This window comes from Azospirillum thermophilum (assembly GCF_003130795.1).
Taxonomy (GTDB): domain Bacteria; phylum Pseudomonadota; class Alphaproteobacteria; order Azospirillales; family Azospirillaceae; genus Azospirillum; species Azospirillum thermophilum.
On the sequence record NZ_CP029353.1, the window covers coordinates 780,499 to 801,965 of the forward strand.

18 protein-coding genes are annotated in these 21,467 nt (G+C 71.5%); 9 read left to right on the forward strand and 9 right to left on the reverse strand.

Translation table 11 applies throughout. The annotated features are described in order from the left end of the window. Positions 1 to 64: 64 nt before the first annotated feature. Positions 65 to 3,763: a YhdP family protein gene (locus DEW08_RS09765; protein WP_109326616.1), complete on the forward strand. Its 3,699-nt coding sequence runs from the start codon at positions 65 to 67 to the stop codon at positions 3,761 to 3,763. Positions 3,764 to 3,838: 75 nt separating this feature from the next. Here the strand turns inward: DEW08_RS09765 and tyrS are convergent, their stop codons facing one another. Beyond that, the gene (tyrS, locus tag DEW08_RS09770) at positions 3,839 to 5,092 is read right to left on the reverse strand and encodes a tyrosine--tRNA ligase (protein WP_109326617.1); all 1,254 of its coding nucleotides are present in this window, start codon (positions 5,090 to 5,092) and stop codon (positions 3,839 to 3,841) included. A gap of 128 nt (positions 5,093 to 5,220) precedes the next feature. On the opposite strand from tyrS, the gene DEW08_RS09775 reads away from it, so the two are divergent. Then, entirely contained in the window at positions 5,221 to 6,300 is a 1,080-nt protein-coding gene (locus DEW08_RS09775) for an anhydro-N-acetylmuramic acid kinase (protein WP_109329704.1), read from the forward strand. 19 nt (positions 6,301 to 6,319) lie between these two features. Here DEW08_RS09775 and aat read toward each other — a convergent pair whose 3' ends face one another. Next, positions 6,320 to 6,988, reverse strand: a complete 669-nt coding sequence (gene aat / locus DEW08_RS09780; RefSeq protein WP_109326618.1) for a leucyl/phenylalanyl-tRNA--protein transferase — start codon at positions 6,986 to 6,988, stop codon at positions 6,320 to 6,322. 144 nt (positions 6,989 to 7,132) lie between these two features. Here aat and DEW08_RS09785 point away from each other — a divergent pair, with 144 nt between their 5' ends. Beyond that, positions 7,133 to 7,822, forward strand: a complete 690-nt coding sequence (locus DEW08_RS09785; RefSeq protein ID WP_109326619.1) for a ribonuclease T2 family protein — start codon at positions 7,133 to 7,135, stop codon at positions 7,820 to 7,822. Positions 7,823 to 7,856: 34 nt separating this feature from the next. Here DEW08_RS09785 and DEW08_RS09790 read toward each other — a convergent pair whose 3' ends face one another. The 4 genes from DEW08_RS09790 to DEW08_RS09805 all read right to left on the reverse strand — a co-directional run bounded on the left by DEW08_RS09790 (position 7,857) and on the right by DEW08_RS09805 (position 14,321). Beyond that, positions 7,857 to 9,803: an O-linked N-acetylglucosamine transferase, SPINDLY family protein gene (locus tag DEW08_RS09790; protein ID WP_109326620.1), complete on the reverse strand. Its 1,947-nt coding sequence runs from the start codon at positions 9,801 to 9,803 to the stop codon at positions 7,857 to 7,859. A 304-nt stretch (positions 9,804 to 10,107) separates the two neighbouring features. Beyond that, positions 10,108 to 11,568 (reverse strand): TrkH family potassium uptake protein, encoded by a 1,461-nt coding sequence (locus tag DEW08_RS09795; protein WP_109326621.1) that lies wholly within the window; start codon positions 11,566 to 11,568, stop codon positions 10,108 to 10,110. Positions 11,569 to 11,611: 43 nt separating this feature from the next. Beyond that, the gene (gene trkA, locus DEW08_RS09800) at positions 11,612 to 12,991 is read right to left on the reverse strand and encodes a Trk system potassium transporter TrkA (protein ID WP_109326622.1); all 1,380 of its coding nucleotides are present in this window, start codon (positions 12,989 to 12,991) and stop codon (positions 11,612 to 11,614) included. Between the two features lie 133 nt (positions 12,992 to 13,124). Further along, entirely contained in the window at positions 13,125 to 14,321 is a 1,197-nt protein-coding gene (locus DEW08_RS09805) for an OpgC family protein (RefSeq protein WP_109326626.1), read from the reverse strand. A gap of 156 nt (positions 14,322 to 14,477) precedes the next feature. On the opposite strand from DEW08_RS09805, the gene DEW08_RS09810 reads away from it, so the two are divergent. After that, positions 14,478 to 15,233 (forward strand): SGNH/GDSL hydrolase family protein, encoded by a 756-nt coding sequence (locus DEW08_RS09810; RefSeq protein WP_109326627.1) that lies wholly within the window; start codon positions 14,478 to 14,480, stop codon positions 15,231 to 15,233. 61 nt (positions 15,234 to 15,294) lie between these two features. Here DEW08_RS09810 and DEW08_RS09815 read toward each other — a convergent pair whose 3' ends face one another. Then, positions 15,295 to 15,663, reverse strand: a complete 369-nt coding sequence (locus tag DEW08_RS09815) for a PRC-barrel domain-containing protein (protein WP_168220331.1) — start codon at positions 15,661 to 15,663, stop codon at positions 15,295 to 15,297. Positions 15,664 to 15,819: 156 nt separating this feature from the next. Between DEW08_RS09815 and DEW08_RS09820 the strand changes: the two genes are divergently transcribed. From DEW08_RS09820 to nhaA, 5 genes are all read left to right on the forward strand, one after another. Further along, positions 15,820 to 16,431, forward strand: coding sequence for a DUF2062 domain-containing protein (locus tag DEW08_RS09820; RefSeq protein WP_168220332.1), 612 nt, complete (start codon positions 15,820 to 15,822; stop codon positions 16,429 to 16,431). Positions 16,432 to 16,489: 58 nt separating this feature from the next. Beyond that, the gene (locus DEW08_RS09825; RefSeq protein ID WP_109326632.1) at positions 16,490 to 17,005 is read left to right on the forward strand and encodes a sigma-70 family RNA polymerase sigma factor; all 516 of its coding nucleotides are present in this window, start codon (positions 16,490 to 16,492) and stop codon (positions 17,003 to 17,005) included. A 15-nt stretch (positions 17,006 to 17,020) separates the two neighbouring features. Beyond that, on the forward strand, positions 17,021 to 17,797 hold the full coding sequence (locus tag DEW08_RS09830) for an anti-sigma factor family protein (protein ID WP_109329708.1): 777 nt from the start codon (positions 17,021 to 17,023) through the stop codon (positions 17,795 to 17,797). A gap of 67 nt (positions 17,798 to 17,864) precedes the next feature. Next, positions 17,865 to 18,200: a hypothetical protein gene (locus DEW08_RS09835; protein WP_146214671.1), complete on the forward strand. Its 336-nt coding sequence runs from the start codon at positions 17,865 to 17,867 to the stop codon at positions 18,198 to 18,200. 48 nt (positions 18,201 to 18,248) lie between these two features. Continuing rightward, complete coding sequence (gene nhaA, locus DEW08_RS09840; RefSeq protein WP_109326635.1) at positions 18,249 to 19,475, forward strand: Na+/H+ antiporter NhaA; 1,227 nt, start codon at positions 18,249 to 18,251, stop codon at positions 19,473 to 19,475. Between the two features lie 196 nt (positions 19,476 to 19,671). Here the strand turns inward: nhaA and DEW08_RS09845 are convergent, their stop codons facing one another. Together DEW08_RS09845 and DEW08_RS09850 are read right to left on the reverse strand one after the other, a co-directional pair. Next, on the reverse strand, positions 19,672 to 20,511 hold the full coding sequence (locus tag DEW08_RS09845; RefSeq protein WP_109326636.1) for a universal stress protein: 840 nt from the start codon (positions 20,509 to 20,511) through the stop codon (positions 19,672 to 19,674). Positions 20,512 to 20,547: 36 nt separating this feature from the next. Continuing rightward, complete coding sequence (locus DEW08_RS09850) at positions 20,548 to 21,423, reverse strand: universal stress protein (RefSeq protein WP_109326637.1); 876 nt, start codon at positions 21,421 to 21,423, stop codon at positions 20,548 to 20,550. Positions 21,424 to 21,467: the final 44 nt, after the last annotated feature.

Sequence of the window (21,467 nt, forward strand, 5' to 3'; positions counted from 1 at the left end):
CACCCGTCAACGGACAGAAGATCGCTGCCCGGCTGAGGCGCCCGTCCGGCAAGGACCGCGTCGCTTGATCCGCCGCACCGCGAAGCTTCTCGGCTGGACCCTCGGGGGTGCGGCCGTCCTGGTGACGGCGGCCGGCGGGCTGTTCGTCTGGCGACTGACCGAAGGGCCGATCGCGCTCGACCCGCTGATCCCGCAGGTCGAACGGGCGCTGAGCGACCCGGACGGCCGCTTCACCGTCCATGTCGGCGACCTGGTCCTGTCGCTCGCCGACGAGGAGGAGGTGAACGAGGCCGGGGCCGGGCCGCGGCGGCTCGACCTGCGCGCGCGCCGGGTGCGGGCGGTGAACGCCGAGGGCCGGGAGCTGGCCGCCGTGCCGGAGATGGGGGTGGGCTTCTCGGTCCCCGCCCTGTTCCTCGGCAAGCTGTCGCCGACGCGGCTCGACCTCGTGCGGCCGCGGCTGAACGCGGTGCGGCGGGCGGACGGCAGCATCAGCTTCGACATCCGCACCGGGGAGGCGCCGCCCGAGGCGGAGACGGCCGCCGGCCCGACGCTGGCCGACGATCTGCTGGAGCTGCTGCGCCAGCCGCCGGACATCGGCAAGCCGATGGGGCTCCTGCGCAGCCTGTCCATCACCGGCGCCGACCTGTCGGTGACCAACCGGATGCTCGACATCTCCTGGCACGCGCGCCGGCTGGATCTGGCGCTGACGCGCGACGCGCAGGGGACACGGGGACGGGCGCGGCTGACGCTCGACCTTGCGCAGGGACCCGATGCCCCGCCGGTGACGATGGAGGCGACGGCCGACCACCGCATGGGCGAGCGGACGACCACCGTCACCACGCGTTTCGGCGGGCTGGAGCCGGCGGCGCTGGCCGCGCTGGGGCCGCGGCTGGCGCCGCTGGCGGGACTCCGCGTCCCGCTCGGCGGCACGGTCGAGGCGCGGCTCGACGAACGGTTCGAGCCGGAGACGCTCGCCTTCGACCTGCAGGGCGCGCCGGGCACCGCGACGATCCCCGAGCTGCGGCCCGAGCCCTATGCCGTCGCCGGGCTGAGCGCCCGCGGCACGCTGGATGTCGCCGGGCAGCGCGCCGAGCTGGCGGCGCTGTCGCTGCGGCTGCGCGACGCGGCGGGGGGCGAGCTGCTGACGCTCGGCGCGACGGGAACCCTGCGCGAGGGCGGCGAGGGGCTGGCCGGCGGCGGCCGGCTGACGCTGGCGACGCCCGGCCGCAGCGCCGCCGTGGAGCTGGAGGGGGCGGAGGACCGCGACCGCAGGGCGACGCTGTCGCTGCGCCTCGCCAACCTGGAGCCGGCGGCCTTCGCCGGGCTGGCGCCGGTGCTGGCGCCGCTCGCCGCCGCCGCCCTGCCGCTGTCGGGAACCGCCAGCCTGACGCTGTCCGCCCCGGCGCCGGAGGGCGGGCGCCAGCCGCTGGCGGTCGCCGCCGACCTCACCGCCGGGGCCGGCCGCATCGTCGAGCGCTCGCTGTCCGGCGGGCAGCCGCAGCCCGTGGCGTCCGCCGCGCTGCGGCTGGCCGGCGACCGGGCGAGCGGCGTGCTGGCGGTGGACCGCTTCGCCCTGGCGCTCGGCACGGCGGAGGCGCCGGGACCGCGGCTGGAGGGGCGGGCGCAGGCGGCCGACCGCGGCGGGCAGCTCGCCGCCGAGGCGACGGTCACCGCGAAGTCGGTCCCGCTCGACGATCTGCACCGCTACTGGCCGGAGCCGGTCGGCCCCAACGCGCGGGAGTGGGTGACGAAGAACCTCCGCCACGGGCTGGTGACCGAGGCGACGGCCACCGTGTCGCTCGCGGGGCCGCTGGACAACCTCGCGGCGATCGACGCCACGCGGCTGGAGGCGGTGATCCGCGGCGAGAACGTCACGGCCGACTATTTCCATCCGCTGCCGCCGGTGACCGGCGTCGGGGTGGAGGCGACGACCGACGGCAAGACCTTCACCATCCGCACCAGAGGCGGGCAGATCGGCGACATCCGGGTGGGCGACGCCGACATGGCGATCCGCGGCCTGGACATCGGCAAGGAGGAGATGGAGATCCAGGTGCCGGTCAGCGGCCCGATCCGCTCCATCCTCACCGTGCTGGACAGCCCGCCGCTGGGCTATCCCAGCAAGCTCGACCTCGACCCCAAGCGCACCCAGGGCACCGGCGAGGCGATGCTGCGCTTCAACTTCCCGCTGCTGGCCGACCTGAAGACCGAGGACCTGAAGCTGACGGTGAACGGCCGGCTGAAGGGGGCCGCGGTGGAGAAGGTGGCTGCCGGGATGAACGCCACCGACGGCGACCTCGCCCTGGCGCTCGACCTCGGCGGCATGTCGGTGAAGGGCACCACCAAGCTGGACGGCATCCCCGTCTCGGTCGACTGGAAGGAGCAGTTCTCCTCCGCCGCCAAGGGGCCGCGCACCCGCATCGCCGTGAAGGGCGACGTGGACGCCGCCGACCTGCGCAGCCACGGCATCGACCTGGAGGAGCATGTGCTGGGGCCGATGGGCGCCGACATGATCTTCACCATCGACCAGCGCCACCGCTTCGCCCTGACGGCGGCGCTGAACCTGGAGAAGACGCGCCTGTCGATCCCGGAGCTGGGCTGGGAGAAGCCGCCCGGCGTGCCGGGCAGCGGCAAGCTGGCGCTGGAGTTCGACAAGGACCGCCCGACCCGCGTGTCCGGCCTGACGGTCGATGCCGGCGGCCTGAAGGGCCTCGCCAACATCGAGCTGGCCGACGGCGGCAAGCGCGTCGCCCGCGTGGTGGTGCCGCGGCTGCAGGCCGGGGCGAGCGACCTGCAGATCGACGTCGCGGTGCGGCCCGAGGGCGGCGGCTATGCCGGGACCATCCGCGGCGCCAGCCTGGACGCCCGCGGCCTGATGGGGGGCGGCAAGGGTGGGAAGAGCCGCAAGGGCGCCGACCGTCCGGGCCTGGGCGAGGAGGGGCGGATGACCCCGCTCGACCTCGACGTCCGGCTGGGCCGCGTGGTGTTCGGCGAGGGCCGGCAGCTCTCGCAGGTCGCCGGCACGCTGCGGCGCGGGCCGACCGCCTGGACCCTGCTGGACGTCACCGGCCACAGCGGCCAGGTTCCGGTCGTCCTGCGCTACCGGCCGGACGCCAAAGGCGTCTATCAGGTGGCGATCCAGACCGACGACCTGGGGACGACGCTGCGCGCGCTCGACCTCAACGACCGGGTGCAGGGCGGCCGGCTGCGCGTCACCGGCCATACGGTGGCGCCGCGCGCCGACGCGGCGATCGAAGGGGCGGTGGAGATCGCCGACTACACGCTGATCGACCCGCCGGTGCTGGCCCGTATCCTCAACGCCGCCTCGCCCGCCGGCTTCGCCGAGCTGATGGGCGGCGGCAAGGGCATCCAGTTCGGCCGGCTGTCGGCCGGCTACCGCAAGGAGGGGCGGCTGCTGACCCTGCGCGACCTGCGCACCTCCGGCTCGGCGCTCGGCCTGACGCTGGAAGGGGACATCGACATCCAGACCGAGACCGCCAACCTGCGCGGCACCATCGTGCCGGTCTACGGGCTGAACCGGCTGATCGGCCAGATCCCGCTGCTGGGCGACCTCCTCAGCGGCGGCGAGGGGCAGGGCATCTTCTCCGCCACCTGGCGGGTGCAGGGGCCGCTGGCCGACCCCGACGTCTCGGTCAACCCGCTGGCGGTGCTCGCCCCGGGCTTCCTGCGCAACCTGTTCTTCCTGGGAGAAGGCGGATCGGGCGACGCGCCCGCCCCGATGCTGCGGGACGAGCATCTGCGGTAGGGGCGGGGCGCCGGACCGGACGCCCCGCCTGACGCGGCGGACCTCGGCCCGCCGTCACGTCAGCCCGCCTTGACTTCAGCCCGCCTTGACCAGGGCGTGGCGCTTCTTGCCGGCGCTGAGCTTGATGACGCCGTCGGCGTTGAGGTCGGCGGCGGTGAGCTTCGCCGCCTCGTCGGCGACGGCGCCGTCGTTGACGCGGGCCCCGCCGCCCTTGATGAGGCGGCGCGCCTCGCCCTTGGAGGCGGCGAGGCCGGCGGTCACCAGCAGGTCGACCACCGCCATCCCGGCCTCCAGATCGGCACGGGCGACCTCGACGGTCGGCAGCCCCTCGGCGGCGGCCCCCTCCTCGAAGGCGCGGCGGGCGGTCTCGGCCGCCTCCTGCGCCGCGGCCTCGCCATGGGCGAGGCGGGTGACCTCGTTGGCCAGCACCTTCTTGGCCTCGTTGATCTCGGCGCCCTGCAGGGCCTCCAGCCGGGCGATCTCGTCGAGCGGCAGTTCGGTGTAGAGGCGCAGGAAGCGGCCGACGTCGGCATCCTCCGCGTTGCGCCAGTACTGCCAGAAATCATAGGCGCTGAGCTTGTCGTCGGTCAGCCAGACGGCTCCGGCGGCGGTCTTGCCCATCTTGGCGCCCGACGCGGTGGTGAGCAGCGGCGTGGTCAGCCCGAACAGCTCCAGCCCGTCGGTGCGGCGGCCGAGCTCGACGCCGTTGACGATGTTGCCCCACTGGTCCGACCCGCCCATCTGCAGCGTGCAGCCCAGCCGGCGGTTCAGCTCCACGAAGTCGTAGGCCTGGAGGATCATGTAGTTGAATTCCAGGAAGGTCAGCGGCTGCTCGCGCTCCAGCCGCAGCTTGACCGAATCGAAGGTCAGCATGCGGTTGATCGTGAAGTGCCGCCCGACGTCGCGCAGGAGCTGGATGTATTTCAGCCCGTCCAGCCAGTCGGCGTTGTTGACCATCACCGCGTCGGTCGGGCCGTCCCCGAAGGTCAGGTAGCGGCCGAAGATGCGCTTGATGCCCGCCATGTTGGAGGCGATGGTCTCCTTCGTCAGGAGCTGCCGCGCCTCGTCCTTGCCGGAGGGGTCGCCGATCTGGGTGGTGCCGCCGCCCATCAGGACGATCGGCTTGTGGCCGGTCTTCTGCAGCCAGCGCAGCATCATGATCGGCAGCAGGCTGCCGACATGCAGGCTGTCGGCCGTGCAGTCGAAGCCAATATAGGCGACGACCGGCCCCTTCTGCGCCTTCTCATCGAGCGCCGCGAGGTCGGTGCACTGGTGGATGAAGCCGCGCTCGTCGAGGGTGCGCAGGAAATCCGAGTGAAGCGTCGTCATTGGCCGCTGTCCGGCAGTGATTGGGAGATCGGAGTGCGGTCTGTTAGCATGGAACGGCCGGCCCCTCAATCGGCAGGGACCGGGACGGCAGCAGGCACAAGGGGTCGCGGACGGGTATGGACGGCAGCATGCGGACGGTCATCGGCCTGATGAGCGGCACCTCGATGGACGGCATCGACGCCGCCCTGGTGCGCACCGACGGGGAGACGCGGGTGGAGCCGGTGGCCTTCCTGACCATTCCCTACGAGGACGGCTTCCGGGCCGAGCTGCGCTCCTGCCTCGGCGGGACGGGGCCGGTGGAGGCGGTGGAGCGCGCCCTGACCGACGCCCACGCCGACGCCGTGCGCCGCCTGCTGGAGACGGCGGGGGTGGCGGCCCCGGCGGTCGACCTCATCGGCTTCCACGGCCACACCATCCACCATGCGCCGGAAGAGCGGCGGACCTGGCAGATCGGCGACGGCGCCCGGCTGGCCGCCGCGACCGGCATCGCCGTGGTGAACGACTTCCGCAGCGCAGACGTCGCCGCCGGCGGGCAGGGCGCGCCGCTCGTCCCGCTGTTCCACCGTGCGCTGGCCGACCGGCTGGAACGGCCGCTGGCCGTGCTGAACATCGGCGGCGTCGCCAACGTCACCTGGATCGGACGGGACGGGACCGGGCCAGGGGGCGCGGTCATCGCCTGCGACACCGGCCCCGGCAACGCGCTGGTCGACGACTGGGTGCTGCGCCAGACCGGCGGGCGCTATGACGCCGGCGGCGCGCTGGCCGCCCGCGGCCGGGTGGCGGAGGGGGCTCTGACCACCCTGATGGCCCACCCCTATTTCGACCGGCCGGCGCCCAAGTCGCTGGACCGCGACGCCTTCGACCCGGCGCCGGTGGCGGGCCTGCCGGCGGAGGACGGGGCGGCGACGCTGACCGCCTTCACCGCCGCCTCGGTCGCCCGCATCGTGCCGCATCTGCCGCAGGCGCCGGTGCGCTGGCTGGTCTGCGGCGGCGGCCGGCACAACGCCACGCTGATGGCGATGCTGGCGGAGCGGCTGGGCGTGCCTGTCGATGCGGTGGAGGCGGAGGGCTGGGACGGCGATGCGCTGGAGGCGCAGGCCTTCGCCTACCTCGCGGTGCGCAGCCGCAAGGGCCTGGCCCTGAGCCTGCCGGCCACCACCGGCGTTCCCCGGCCGATGACCGGCGGGCGGTTCCACCCGGCGCCCTGAGGGCGGGGGCGCGTCCCGCTCACCCTGCGCGAGGCGGATCGTCGCCCGGCGGATCGGTGCCCAGCAGATCAACGACGGCGGCATCCTGGTCCACGCCGGCCCAGTCGGTCAGCACCGGCAGGGCCTCGTTCAGCCGGCGGCGGTACTCGGCGCGCGGGATTTCGACGGCGCCGAAGCGGGCGAGATGGTCGGTGACGAACTGGGTGTCGAGCAGAGTGTACCCCGCCGCCCGCAGCCGGGCCGCCAGATGGACCAGCGCCACCTTGCTGGCGTCGGTCTCGCGGCTGAACATGCTCTCGCCGAAATAGGCGGCGCCGATCGCGACGCCGTAGAGCCCGCCGACCAGCCGCCCGTCGCGCCAGCATTCCACGCTGTGGGCGAAGCCGGCCTCCGCCAGCTCGCTGTAGAGCCGGACGATGTCGGCGTTGATCCAGGTCTTGGGCCGCTCCTCCGTCGTCTCGGCGCAGGCCTCGATCACCGCGCGGAAGGCGGTGTCGAAGCGCACGTCGAACCGGCCGCGGCGGACCACCTTGCGCAGCGAGCGCGGGACATGGAAGGCGTCCAGCGGCAGGATGCCGCGCCGTTCCGGGTCGAACCAATGCAACTCGCGGGATTCGGCGCTTTCCGCCATCGGGAAGATCCCGGCGGCATAGGCGCGCAGCAGAAGCGGGGCGGACAGCTCGAGCATGCCGACACTATAGCCGCAAGGGCGGCGGGCTGGCGATGGGGCAGGCGGCGAGAGAGCGGGCGGGGCGCAGCGCTTCCCCCGCGACAGGAATGCGGTGCCATGGTATGCAACGGGAAGGATATGTCATTCGCGAGGATGGGTGAGATGAGGATCGTCGTTGCCGCCGCCATGTCCGCTCTGGTTGCCGTGCTGTCCTGGGCCGGCCCGTCCTGGGCGCAGCGCCGGGCGGAGCCCGGGAGTTTCGACTATTACGTCCTCAGCCTTTCCTGGTCGCCGACGCACTGCGCCCGGACCAAGGCGGAAGCCGATCCCGACCAGTGCGGCGCCGACCGCAACTTCGGCTTCATCGTTCACGGGCTGTGGCCGCAGAACAAGGACGGCGGCTACCCCGCCACCTGCACGCGCGACCGTACGGTGCCCAAGGCGGTGGTGGACCAGACCATGCCGATCATGCCCAGCGTCGGGCTGATCGCCTATCAGTGGAGCAAGCACGGCACCTGCTCCGGTCTCGGCGCCGCCGACTATTTCGCCCGGCTGCGCGCCGCCCACGGCAAGGTGACGATCCCCGAGGCGCTGCGCACCCCGACCCCCGGCACCACCCTGCCGGCGCCGCAGGTCGAGCGCCTGTTCCTGCAGGCCAATCCTGGCCTGACGGCGGAGGGGATCGCCGTGATCTGTTCCAAGCGCGACGTGGCCGAGGTGCGCATCTGCATGGACAAGGATCTGGCCTTCATGCCCTGCGGCGAGCGCATCTATGACCGCTGCCGGCGCGATGCCGTGCTGTCGGCGACCCCGGCGGCGCCCCCGGCGGCAGGGGCGGTCCCGGGGCGGTGACGGCGCAAGGCGGGACGGGACCGGCCGCGGCCGGTCAGGCGGGGAGGGTGAAGGAGGTGGGGCGTTCGCCCTTGCGCCGCGTCTCCAGCATGCGCCCGTAGGCCTCCTCCAGCCGGCGCGTGTAGGCCGGCATGTCGAAGGCGGGGTTGCGGTCGCGGCCGGCCCGCAGCCCCTCCTTGACCCGCTGCAGCCCCGCGCGGTCGCCGGCCCAGCGCGCCACCACCCTCGCATACTCCTCGATGGAGCCGGCGATGAAGTCGGGCAGGCCGGCCGCCTGGAGCAGGCTGGCGGCGACGCGCGAGGCGAAGGAGTCGCCGAGCCGCGTCACCACCGGCACCCCGGCCCACAGCGCGTCGCTCGCCGTGGTGTGGGCACCGTAATGCAGCGTGTCGAGGACGAGGTCGGCAAGGTGCAGGCGCGCCAGATGGGCGGCCGTGGTCTCGCACCAGGGAGCGAAGAGGAGGCGGTCCGCGGCGATGCCGGCGTCCCGCACCGCCTGCCGCAGGTTGCGCTCGGCCTCGGGAACCGGTTTCTGCAGCCAGAGGACCGCGTCGGGAATGTCGCGCAGCAGCCCCATCCAGACGGACCAGACGTCCGGCGTGATCTTGTAGGCGCCATTGAAGCAGCCGAGGACGAAGCCGTCCTCCGGCAGGCCGCAGGCGGAGCGGGAGGGCGGCGCATCGGGGAGGTCCCGGCGGTCGCGCGGCAGGACGCAGCCGGGCAGCCGGGCGACCGCTTCGCTGAAGCCCGGTTCCAGCTCCGGCGGCAGGACCACCGGATCGGCGACGACATAGTCGATCCAGTCCGCCCCGGTGGTGCCGGGATAGCCGAGATAGGAGACCTGGACCGGTGCCGGACGGCGGGCGAGGATCTCCGGCCGCGCATTGCCGGTGTAGCCTTTCAGGTCGACGAGGATGTCCACGCCGTCCCGGCGGATCGCCGCCGCGGCCTCCTCGCTGCCCAGCCGGTCGATGTCGACGAAGCGGTCGACGCCGTCGCGGATGCGGCGCCGGGCGGCGCTGCCGTCGTCCGGGCCGTAGCTGTAGGCGGCCACGGTGAAGCGCGACCGGTCATGCAGGGCCAGCACCTCGGCCAGCAGATGCGTGACGGGGTGCTGCCGGAAATCGTTCGACAGGTAGCCGATGGTGACCGGACCGGATTTGCGGCCGGCCCGGCCCGTGGCGGGAGCGGCGGGAATGGTCCGGGCGAAGGAGCGGGCGGCGGCCAGCCGGGCCGCCGGCGACACGCGGTGCGACAGCAGCATCGCCGCCTGGACCGAGGCGACGCTGTCGGCATGGCCTTCCAGGAAGGCGGCATCCCGATCGAACCCGTCCCACACGCAGGCCAGCTGCTTGGCCTGGATCAGCCCGACCGTCGCCGCGGCATAATCGGGTTTGAGGGCGGTCGCCCGGCGATAGGCGGTCATCGCCGGGTCCAGCGCCTTGGCCCCCTTGAGGATGGTGCCCTGGTTGAACCAGACCGCCGGAGCATTGGGCGCCAGGGCGGCGGCGCGGCGGCCGGCCTGCTCCGCCCGCGCGGTGTCCTCGCCCCGGAAGAGGACGGCGGACAGGCTGAGCCAGGCCTCCGGGTTGTCGGGATGCCGCGCCAGCGAAGCCGACAGCGCCTCCTCCGCCCGTGCGAGGTCGTCCATCTTCATCAGCGTGTTGCCGATGTTGAGCAGCACGCCGGGGTGGCCGGGGTCATAGCGCAGGGACGCCTGGAAGTCGGCCAGCGCGGTCCGCAGGTCGCCGGTCGCATAGGCCTGGTTGCCTTTGGCGACATGGAGGTCGCGGCCGAAGGCGGCCACCGGCGGGGAGGGCGGCACGCGCTGTTCGACGCGGGCCAGCAGCCGGACCGCCCGCGGGAAGTTGCCCTGCCGGGCGGCGTCGACCGCCTCGGCGAACGTCCGCTCCGCCTCCCGCAGGTCGGCGGGGGAGGGGCGTCGGGGGCTGTGCGCGCTGGGGGTCTTGTGGCTGCTCATGGCTCGGGCGGTCGTCGCGACGGATCCGGCATCCCCGGGCGGGGAGCGGCGGAGCGCAGAATGCGCGCTTTGCCCGGTCGTCTCAACCGGCTCGCTCGGCAGAGGCCGATTGGGGAGCCCGGATCGACGAAACCCCCGGGCTCCTGCGGGGAAGCAGGGGGTTCGGACTGGCAGCGGCGCAGGGATTTGAACTCCAGACCGGGGATCATGGTTCTCCTGCTCCCGCTGCCCGAAAGTCCTCCAAGGAACGCCGCGCCGCAATCGATCCGGGAAACCGGCGTTTTTCCTGCTCCATACCTGTGGTCTACGCCCGCCAGAACTGCGGCATGAACAGCACCAGCACGGTGAACAGCTCCAGCCGCCCCGCCAGCATGGCGATGGACAGCAGCCATTTGGCGGAATCGGGCAGAGGCGCGAAGTTGCCGGCGGGGCCGATGACGTCGCCCAATCCGGGACCGACGTTCGCCAGCGCGGTGACCGCCGCGCTGGCGCTGGTGATGAAGTCGAGTCCGAAGGCCATCAGCACGATGGTCAGCACGCTGTAGGCGGAGAAGAACAGCGCGAAGAAGACGATCACCGAACCAAGGACGCGGTCGTCCAGCTGCCGGTTGCCGTACTGGCGGGAGAACACCCCGCGCGGGTAGAGCAGATGGAGGAAATGGGTGCGCAGCAGCACCACCATCACCTCGAACCGGAAGACCTTGATCCCCCCGGAGGTGGAGCCGGTGCAGCCCCCGATGAAGGTCAGGCCGAAGAAGACGCCGATCGCCAGATTGCCCCATTGGCTGTAGTCGGTCAGGGCATAGCCGGTGGTGGTGACGACCGACACCACGTTGAAGGCGACCAGCCGCAGCGCGTCGAGGAACCCGTGATCGCCCCGGCTGGCCAGCCACACGCTGAACGGCAGGATCACCGCGACGAGGAAGCCGATGAAGGAACGCACCTGCCGGTCCTTCCACAGCGCGTCGCGCTGCCCGGTCAGGGTGCGGACGTACAGGACGAAGGGCAGGCTGCCGGCCAGCATGAACAGGGACGCCAGCCAGTGGATCACCGGATTCTCGAAATGCCCGAGAGAGCTGTCGGAAGTGGAGAAACCGCCGGTGGACAGGCTGGTCAGGGCATGGACCACCGCCTCGAACGGCGTCATGCCGGCCGCCCAATAGCTGAGACCGCACAGGACGGTCAGCCCGGCATAGACGCCCCCGATCGCCTTGGCGATCTGTTGCGCCCGCGGCAGCACCTTCTCCGAGCGGTCGGAGGATTCTGTGCGGAACAGCTGCATCCCGCCGACGCCCAGCGCCGGCAGCACCGCGATGGCGACCGCGATGATGCCGATGCCGCCCAACCATTGCAGCAGCGCCCGCCACAGCAGGATGCCTTCCGGCGTCAGGTCCAGCCTGACCAGGACGGTCGAACCGGTGGTGGTCAGGCCGGACATGGTTTCGAAGAAGGCGTTGGCGTAGTTCAGCGACAGGTCCGGGAAGTGGCAGAACAGGAAGGGGATCGCCGCGAAGGCGGCGGTGGCGAGCCACGCCAGCGGCGTCAGCAGGAAGGCCTGACGCAGGGTCAGGCCGTTGTTCAGCTGACAGCGCGTCGCCGCGGCGAGCAGGCCGCCGCAGGTGCCGGTGAAGGCGGCCGACAGCAGGAAGACCAGGGCGTCGGGGTTGCCATGGGCGTAATCGACCGCCGCCGGAACCAGCATGGTCGCCGCCAGGGCCAGCAGCACGTTGGCGACGATGTAGAGGATCGGCCGGAAGGTGGGCATGACGTCTCGCGCTGTGTCCGGTTCGGGCGTGCCGTACGGCGGCTCAGAAGAATTCCAGGCCGACCGCGAACAGCCGCTCGACCTTGCGGACGAGATCGGCGGTCGCCATCACGATGACCCGGTCGTGCGGCTGGATCACCGTGCGGCTGGACGGGATGATCACCTCCTCGCCGCGGACCAGCGCGCCGACGATCATGCCATGGGGCAACGCCAGGGAGCCGAGCGGCGCGCTGACCGCCCGCGAGGTCTCCAGCGCCTCCGCCTCGACCACCTCGCCGAAGCCGTCGCCGACCGGCTGGACGGCGGCGACCCGGCCGCGCCGGACATGGCGCAGGATCGAGGACACCGTCACCGCCGCCGGGTCGACCACCACGTTCATGCCCAGCCCGGCGATGATCGGCGCGTAGGAGGTCTTGTTGAGCAGGGTGATGGCGCGCTGGCAGCCGGCCCGCTTGGCGAGCAGGGCGGCGAAGACGTTGGTCTCGTCGTCGTTGGTCACCGCGACGATGGTCTCCGCCCGATGGACCTGGGCCTCCTCCTGGATGTCGTGGTCCAGCGCATCGCCGTTGATCACCACGGTGGAGGATTTGAGCGAGCGGCTGACCAGACCGGCCCTGTCCGGATCGCGCTCGATCATCCGGATCGACACGGCCGGCATCTTCTCCTCCAGCAGCCGGGCCAGATTGAAGCCGATGTTCCCGGCCCCGGCGATGACCAGCCGCCGGGCCGGCGCTTCGGTATGGCCGAACAGGGCCACCACCTTGACGATGTCGGCGGTCCGGCACACCAGATGGACGTCGTCGCCCAGCCGGATCACGTCGTCGCCCCGCGGCACGAACCAGCGCCCGTCGCGCAGCACGGCCAGCACGGCCGCCCGGACGTCGGGATACTGCTCGGTCAGCCGCCGCAAGGGGATGTCGAGCAGGGGCGCCGGGTCGGTGCAGTGGACGCCCAGCAGCTGGACCTTGCCGTCGGCCAGCGGCACCATGTCGAAGGCGCCGGGGGAGCGCAGCCGGCGGGCGATGCCGCGCGCCACCTCGATCTCCGGCGAGATGATGACGCTGATCGGCATGTGCTCCGCGCGGAAGAGCGTCGCCCATTGCGGCTTGAGGTAGGCGTGGCTGCGGATGCGGGCGATGCGCACCGGGATGTTGAAGACGGAGTGCGCAACCTGACAGGCCACCATGTTGACCTCGTCGGACCGCGTGACGGCGATCAGCATGTCGGCGCCGGCAGCCCCCGCCTGTTCCAGCACGTCGGGGTGGGAGGCGTGCCCGACCATCCCGCGCACGTCGTGGCTTTCGTCCATGCGCTGGGCGAGTTCGGTGGAGGTGTCGATCACGGTGACGTCGTTGCGCTCCTGCGAGAGCTGGCGCGCGATGCTGGCGCCGACCTGACCGGCTCCGCAGATGATGACCTTCATGCCGACCGCAGCCCTCCCCGGAAAGGCGCTGCCGGCCCCGAGGACGGACCGGCACGAGGCAGGAAGAAGTACCGGATCGACCGGGTTCCATCAACCTCGTGCACCGCGGCGCCGGGCCGCTTCTGCCCTGGCCTCATTGGGTCCGTCGTCCGGCCACGGTGAACCGGGCCGGGGTCCGGGAGGCGAGCCGCAGGTGAAGCCACGCCGGCAGGGCGAGACTGGCGACGGCGAGAAGGGTGAGCGCCGTCCTGACCCCGACACCCGGATCCTCCTCGGTCGCATGATCGAACAGGATGACCAGATAGGCCACCACGACGTGCCACGCGTAGACCTGCAGGGAGTGACCGCCCAGGAAGCGCAGGAAGCGCAGGCGGAACAGACGGTGGAGACCCCAGCCGAGCCATTGCACGGCGGCACTCCGGCTCTCCGGACCCGCCGCCAGCAGCCATGTCACCAGATAGGCCAGCGCCGCGAAGTTCACCAGATAGACCAGGCTGAACTCCGCCCGGTCGTGCAGGCGGAAGAAGCGCTCCGCCAGCGCATCCGGAATCAGCCCGTGGGTGAAGCCGACCCGCCACACCATGAAGAACAGGACGATGCCCAGCGCGATCCTTGCGAGGTCGCCGCGCTCCGGCGAAAACCAGAAGCCGAGGTCGACCCGCTTCGCCACCATCAGCGTGCCGATCACCAGCCCGACCACGAACACCAGCTGCCACGCCAGGGGGTTGAAGTGCCCCCGCAGCTCGAAACCGGGAAGCGCCAGCCCGGCGACAGGCTCCACGATCGCCACCAGCGGCAGATGCAGCCCGAACTGGACCGCCGCCCACAGCGCGAAGCTCCCGGCGACGACCTCCCCGCCCCGTCCGGCCAGCGTCAGCCGGATCAGCAGGGGAGAGACCGCGAGGTAGATCATGTACTGCGGCAGGATGTCCATGAAGGTGGGCTGATGGAGCAGCAGGGCCGCTGCCGGCAAGGCAGGCCCGAGCGCGTCGCCGAGCAGCCCGCTCCAGGCCGCCCGCGCCCCGGGCAGCAGCAGGGCCAGCCCGATCACGGTCCCCAGGATCGCCAGCGAGTACAGGTACAGTTCCCAGACCCGCGCCCGCAGCCGCAGGCCCGCCTCGGCCTCCCGGCCGGCGGCATGGAGCCGGCCGTAGTAGAGCCCGACGATCAGGCCCGAGATCAGGATGAAGCCCTGCGCGTCCTCGACGAAGGACAGCTGGTTGTGATTGATCAGCGCGATGGGGTTCCCGCCGTCGAACCAGAGATGGTTCAGCAGCATGAACACCAGGAAATAGCCCCGGAGGCCATCGAGCAGTTCGAGCCTCTGCATGCGTGTCCTCGCTTCGCGATCCTCAGCCCATATACGGCCCAACGGCGCAGATAATCCTTTTGTGTCCATGCGCAGAGGGGGTAGCCGCCGCTTCGGTTAGGGGATTCTTCATCGAATCCGTCGACTCTGCCGTCCTGCTTTCGAACGGAGGGATGGATGAAGGGTCGGAGTCTGGCCGGGCTTGCCGCTGCCGTGTGCCTGTGGAGCGGCGCCGCGCTGGGATCGGACCGCTGCCCCGTTCCCCCCGGTGCCGAACCCTCCGCAGCGGGGTTGCAGCGCACGCGCATGATGCTTCAGGCCGGCCTGCCCCTGACCGTGGTGGCGCTCGGATCCTCCAGCACCCAGGGAACCGGCGCCTCGTCGGCGCAGGCCACCTATCCGGCGCAGCTGGACCTGATCCTGTCCCAGCGTCACCCCGGACAGCGGATCGAGGTGCTGAACAAGGGCATCGGCGGCGAATCCGCCGGCGCCAACCTCGTCCGCTTCGCCGCGGACGTCCTGTCCGTCCGTCCGGATCTGGTGGTCTGGCAGATCGGCACCAACGACCGGTTCCAGAACCTGCCGCTCGCCGATTTCGCCGCCACGGTGCGGGACGGCGTGGCGCAACTGCGCGCGGCCGGGATCGACGTGATCTTCATGAACCCGCAGTCGTTCCCGGACGAGGCGAGATTTCCCGGCTACGCGGCCTATGCCGCGTCGGTGGTCGATCTCGGCCGGGAGCTCGGCGTGCCGGTGCTCGACCGGTACGGAATCATGAAATGGTGGCTGGAGAGCGGACGCTTTCCTGCCGAAACGATCCTCAGCCCCGACGGGCTGCATCTGAGGGACGCCAGCTACCGCTGCCTTGCCGAATTCGTCGCCGACATGATCGACGTACAGCAGCCCGGGCCGACGGCGACTGCGGCGCGTTGACTGCGGCGCGTTGACTGGGACCCGTTGACTGGGACTTGTTGACCGGGGCCGTGCGGTCCCGTCACCGCCGTCCGGCGCTTTCCGGCGTGTAGTCGGGCAGGTCGGCGACGTCGGCCCGGGTCATGCCGGGCAGATGCAGATGGTTGCTGTCGGAGCGCAGCCGCACATCGGCGATGTCGAACGCCACCTCCTTGCCGCCCACCCGCAGAAGGTCGATGGCCGACACCACGACCTGCCGGGCGGCGCCGTCGCTGTCGAGAAGCACGTCGGTCACCTGTCCGATCGGCTGCCCGTCGCGTCCGACCACGGTCCTTCCCTTCAAGCCCTCCACGCTCATCTCGCCGGCGATCGGGAAGGCCGGGCCGGCGGCGCCCAGGATCATGGCGGCCAGGGCCGCCGGCAGCAGGATGCGCATGAGTTGCCTCTCCATCGGCATGTTCCGGTTCAGTCCTGATCCATGTACGGCCGGCCCCGGCATTCTAATCCGTCGCCGTTTCCGGGGCCGTTCCCGAGGCCGTCCCCGGGATTGAATCGGCCGCTCGAACGAACACTGTCAGAGGAGGATTTCCGGATCGGAGGAGGCGCCATGTTTCGCCGCCGGATGCGGCAGCCGTTTCGTGCACGGGTGCGCGAGTTTCTCTGGCCGCGCTCGGGCTGGAGACGATGGGCCGCCTATCTCGGCCATCGCGTCCGGCGCATGCCCGGAACCCCGCACCGCATCGCCGCCGGTCTGGCTGCCGGGGCGGCGGTGTCGTGCGCGCCGCTGCCCGGCGTGCATTTCCTGCTGGCGGTCCTGCTGGCGCTGGCGACCCGCGGCAGTCCGCTGGCCTCCGCCATCGGGACCGCCTTCGGCAATCCCTGGACCTTTCCCATCCTCTGGGGTGCCGCCCACAGGCTGGGCGACGCCATGCTGCCGTCGGCCGGCGGTGCGGGATCGGCGGGTGAGGCCGATGTCGGCGGACTGGCCGCTGCCCTGACCCAGGCCTTCCTGTCCTTCGATCCGGCGGTGGTATCGGAGCGCCTGCTGCCGGTCTGGTATCCGGCGATGGTCGGCAGCCTGCCCATCGGGCTCGCGGTCTGGATACTGGTCTACCTGCTGGCCCGCCGGGCTGTCGAAAGCCATCGCTCGCAGCGGACGGTCCGGATGAACCGGAAATTCTTCGAGATGGATCGAAAAAGCGAACAGGCCGGGGATTAGGGGCCGGCCCCCGGGCGAATATATGGGATGGAGGTCGAACCGAAGGGGGCGAGACGCGATGTTCAGTCTGCGGAACCAGCTGGGAAATCAGCTGCGCGCGCTGCGGCGCTACGCGCTGGCGCTGTCCCGCGACCGCGACGATGCCGAGGATCTGGTGCAGGAAACGCTCGTGCGCGCCATCTCCGGCGCGCAGGGCTTCCGGCCGGAAGGCGACCTGCGGGCCTGGCTGTTCGGCATCCTGCACAACGTCCATGTCAGCGCCCGCCGCCGCGACCGGGTGCGCACCGACTCCGCGTCCTCGATCGAGATGCTGGCGCAGACCAGCATCCCCGCCACCCAGCCCGGCCATGTCGAACTGCGCCGGACGATCGAGGCCTTCGCCACCCTGCCGGAGGAACAGCGTCAGGTCCTGACGCTGGTGGCGGTGGAGGGCATGAGCTACCAGGAGGCGGCGACCGTCCTGAACATTCCGCTGGGCACGCTGATGTCGCGCCTGGCCCGGGGGCGGGAGGCCCTGCGCGCGGCGACCGATCATGGGCGCCGCGGTCCGGTTTCCCTGCGGGTGGTGAGGTAGGCGATGACCGGGAAGATGGAACACGACGAACTCGACGCCGACCTTCACGCCTATGTCGACGGCGAGTTGAACCCGGCCCGCCGGATCGAGTTCGAGGCGTACCTCGCCGCCAACCCGGCCGCCGCCGCCCGCGTCCACGACTTCCTTCACCAGAAGGAGGCGCTGCGCCGGGGGCTCGACCTCCTCTCCGCCGCGCCTTCCGCCCCGGTGACATCCCTGACCGACCGGCTGGGCCGGCATCTCGGCGTCGGCCTCGCGCTCCGGCGTCTCGGTCCGATCGCCGCCATGCTGCTGCTGGTCACGGGGGGATGGTCGCTGGGAAGCTGGTATCACGGGCATCACGCGTCCGGCTGGGCCGCCGTGCCGGCCTTCGCCGACGAGGCGGCGGAGGCGCACTCGGCCACGCTCGCCGCCGTTCCGCTGCCGGTCGCCCCTTCCGCGGACGACCTCAAGGCGATGGCCGACGTGCTGGCCCAGCGCATCGGCGGCAAGGCCATCGACCTGCCGGACGTCGATCCCAACCTGACCCTGGTCCGGGCCAGATTGGTGCCGTGGAACGAGGGGCCGGCCCTGCAGTTCGTCTACCGCGAGCCCGACGGCGAGGTGCTGACCCTGTTCGTGGTGGTGGGCGACTCGCCGGGGGACATCGGACTGCACACCGTCGAGCAGGACAACCTGCAACTGGTGTACTGGCGGGCGGGGACGGCCGCCTACACGGTCACCGGCAACAAGGCCGACCGGGATCTGCTGACCATCGCAAGGCGGATGGCCGACAGCGTCCGACGGTCGTGATCCCCGAAACCCGGCCCCAGCCAAGCCGAAATCACGGACCCGGTGTCCGATGACGCGGAGGACGGTCATGAGTTTGTACAGCGATCCCGACGACAGGAAGGACCGCTTCCTGGATGCGGTCGAACGCTATGTCGCCCGCGACCACTGGGAGCCGGTGGCCTCCCAGGCCGCGATCCAGGCCGCCGTCATGGCCGGGCTGACGCTGCTGCTCGGCATGCCGGCGCTGGCGGCTCTCGCCATCGTCCACTTCATGTCGCTGGTGACGGCGACCATCTACGGACTTCACGCGCTCCACCTGGCGGAGAGCGGACACGGCGACGGCGCCGTCGTCATCGCGCGCCGGTCCCTGGCGGCGCTGCTGCTGTCCGGAATCGCCATGCTGCTGATGCCGCTGGCGGTCTGAACCGGCCGGCGGAGCTGCCGGAACGGTGCCCCAAAGCAAGGATGCCCGATGCCCATCACCGCGATCCGCAAGTTTCTGGAGCTGGAGGCCGCTGGCGGCATCCTGCTGGTCCTGGCCGCCCTGGTGGCGATGGTGCTCGCCAACTCCCCGGGGAGCCCGCTCTATTCCGGCTTCCTCGCCACGCCGGTCGCGGTGCAGGTCGGCGCGCTCGCCATCGCCAAGCCGCTGCTGCTGTGGATCAACGACGGCCTGATGGCGGTGTTCTTCCTGCTGGTCGGCCTGGAGATCAAGCGCGAGATGCTGGAGGGCGAGCTGTCCAGCCTGTCCAGCGCCGGACTGCCGGCCATCGCGGCGCTGGGCGGCATGATCATGCCGGCCGCCGTCTATCTGGCGATCAACTGGGGCAATCCCGCCACAACCGCAGGCTGGGCGATCCCGGCGGCCACCGACATCGCCTTCGCGCTCGGCGTCCTCGCCCTGCTCGGCACACGGGCTCCCGCCTCGCTGAAACTGTTCCTGCTGGCGCTGGCGATCATGGACGACCTCGGCGCCATCGTCATCATCGCACTGTTCTACACCGCGGACCTGTCGCTGGCGGCGCTGGGACTGGCCGGGGTCGGTCTGGCCGTCCTGTTCGCGATGAACCGGATGGGGGTGACGCGGATCGCCGCCTATGTCCTGGTCGGCGTGTTCCTGTGGGTGTGCGTCCTGAAGTCCGGCGTCCATGCGACGCTGGCCGGCGTCGCCACCGCCTTCGCCATCCCGCTGCGCACGGCGGGGGGCGAGAGACAGGCCTCGCCCCTCCACCATCTGGAACACACGCTGCATCCCTGGGTGGCGTTCGGCATCCTGCCGCTGTTCGCCTTCGCCAACGCCGGCGTTCCGCTGACCGGACTGACCCCGGCTTCGCTGCTCGCCCCGGTCCCGCTGGGGATCGCGCTCGGCCTGTTCCTGGGCAAGCAGATCGGCGTGATGGGCTTCACCTGGGTGGCGATCCGGCTGGGGCTGGGGCGCCTGCCCGAGGGCGCCAGCTGGGTCCAGTTCTACGGGATGTCGCTGCTGACCGGGATCGGCTTCACCATGAGCCTGTTCATCGGCGGTCTCGCCTTCTCCGGCGACGAGTACGCGGCGGCGGTCCGCATCGGTGTGCTGTCCGGCTCCATCCTGTGCGCGGTCGCCGGGTATCTGGTGCTTCACCTGGCCTCCGCCCGATCGGCCCGCTCCGCCAGACCCGGCGATGTCCTGCGTCAGGGAGCGGCGGGGACCGATGACTGAGCCGAGCCGGACGGGGTGGCGATGACTGCGGTGAGAGCGGGCGGCGCATCGCCCGCGGGACCGGTTGTGGTTTCGCAGGAACCGTCCGGTCCCCGGTGCGGCGGCCGGTGACGATCCGCAGACCCCCGCAGCCAAGGCGACCTCCTGCCGGGCCGCCGGCACCGCGAGAGCCCTGCCGACCGGCTGGCCCGTCGGTTCAGTGGGAGAGAAGGACCGGGCGGCGCACATCGTCGAGAACGCCCCTGGTCGCGCCGCCCAGCACGAAATCCCGCAGACGGGAGTGACCGAAGCCGCCCATGACCAGGAGATTCGCTCCCTTCTCCGCCATATGGTGGAGGAGGGCCTCCGCGGTCGGCCGCCCATTCCCCTGCACCTGCCGAACCCGGGCCTGAATGCCGTGGTCGGCGAGATGTTCGGCCAGACGCTCCGCCGCATGGGCATCCTCCAGCGCCTTGTCGTCGACCACCGTGGCGATGGTGACGGTTCGGGCCCGGCGCAGGAAGGGATCGGCATCCGCCACCGCCCGCGCGGCGACGCGGCTGCCGTCCCAGGCGATCAGCACATGGTCGGGAGTGCCGGGCGGGCCCGCCTCCGGAACCAGCAGGGTCGGGCGGCCGGAGCCGAAGATCGCGGCTTCCGCCATGGCCGGCGACGATGCCTGATCGCCGGTGCCTGCTCCCACCAGGATCAGGTCGTGGTATCGCCCGCGGACGGCGACGACATCGCCGAACAGCGAGGGAAAGCAGTCGGCCCATTCCGTGTGCAGAGGAATGCCGGCGGGGTCCAGCCGATCCCGCAACGCCTGGAACAGCGTCCGGCCGCGGCTCCGCGACTTCTCCCTGGCGTCCTCGATCATCGCCGGCACGCCGAGCAGATAGTTTCCCAGAGGGCTGGAGGCCTGCGGGAACTCGGCGGCGCAGGCCAGGGCGTGAACGTCGGCGGACAGGTGCCGGGCGATCTCCGCGACGTGCACGGCGATGGTCTCGGTGTTTCCCTCCGGGTGGGTGTGAAGCGGGACGAGCATCCGGTATGTCATGCGAAGACCTCCCCGATTCGATGTCCTTGGTTCCAGTCAGGTTGCCGGCGCTTCCGCGCCGGAAAGCGGCACGACCAGCACGTCGCAGGTGAGATCGAGCAGCAACCGTTCGGCGACGCTTCCGAACAGCAGGCGTTCGACGGCTCCCCTGCCTCGGGTCCGCGTCCCGACCACGCACAGGTCGGCATGGAGGCGCTCCACCCCGTCGAGGATCTCCTCGGCCGGCGATCCCCATCCGACCAGCGGCAGCCACCCCCCGGCCGGCAGACCCGCCAGCCGCGCGATGTCCTGAAGGGCGGCCTCGCACCGGGCGTCGATCGCCCTGCGGGACCGCTCCATCTCGTCCGACCGGGCGCCGGCGAGCGGCGTCCGCAGCGACAGGGCGTCGTTCTGCACATGCGTGAGGTACAGGGTCTGGCCGTCGGCCAGCCGGTGGGCCAGCCGCAGGACCGCCGTCTCCTCCTCCTTCAGGTCCACGGCGGCCAGCGTGCAGACATAGCCGCCGGGGGTGCTGCGCCTGGCGACGAGCACCGGCGTCGCCGCGTTGCGGATCACCCGCTCGACCGTGGTTCCGGTAAGGACGTCCTCCAGCAGGGAGCGGCGATGGGCGCCCAGCACGATCAGGCCGGCCCCCTCCTCAGCGGCCACCGCCAGGATCGTCCGGAAGTCGAGACCGCCATCCACCCGGACGGCGACGCGGTCCGGCGACAGGAAGCCGGAACCGGAGGCCGTCTCCGCCAGCAGGCGGATGGCCTGTTCCCGCCCCGCGTCGAACAGAGCCGCGGGCAACTCGTCGTCCACCACATGCAGCAGGACGAGCCGGGCGCCGAACCGGCCGGCCAGATAGGCGGCCTGAGCGACGGCCCGGTCGCTGCGGCTCGACAGGTCGGAGGCGACGAGCAGTGTCCGCATGATCCACCTTGCGATGTTGCGGTATCGAAACCGGAGCGGAGCGC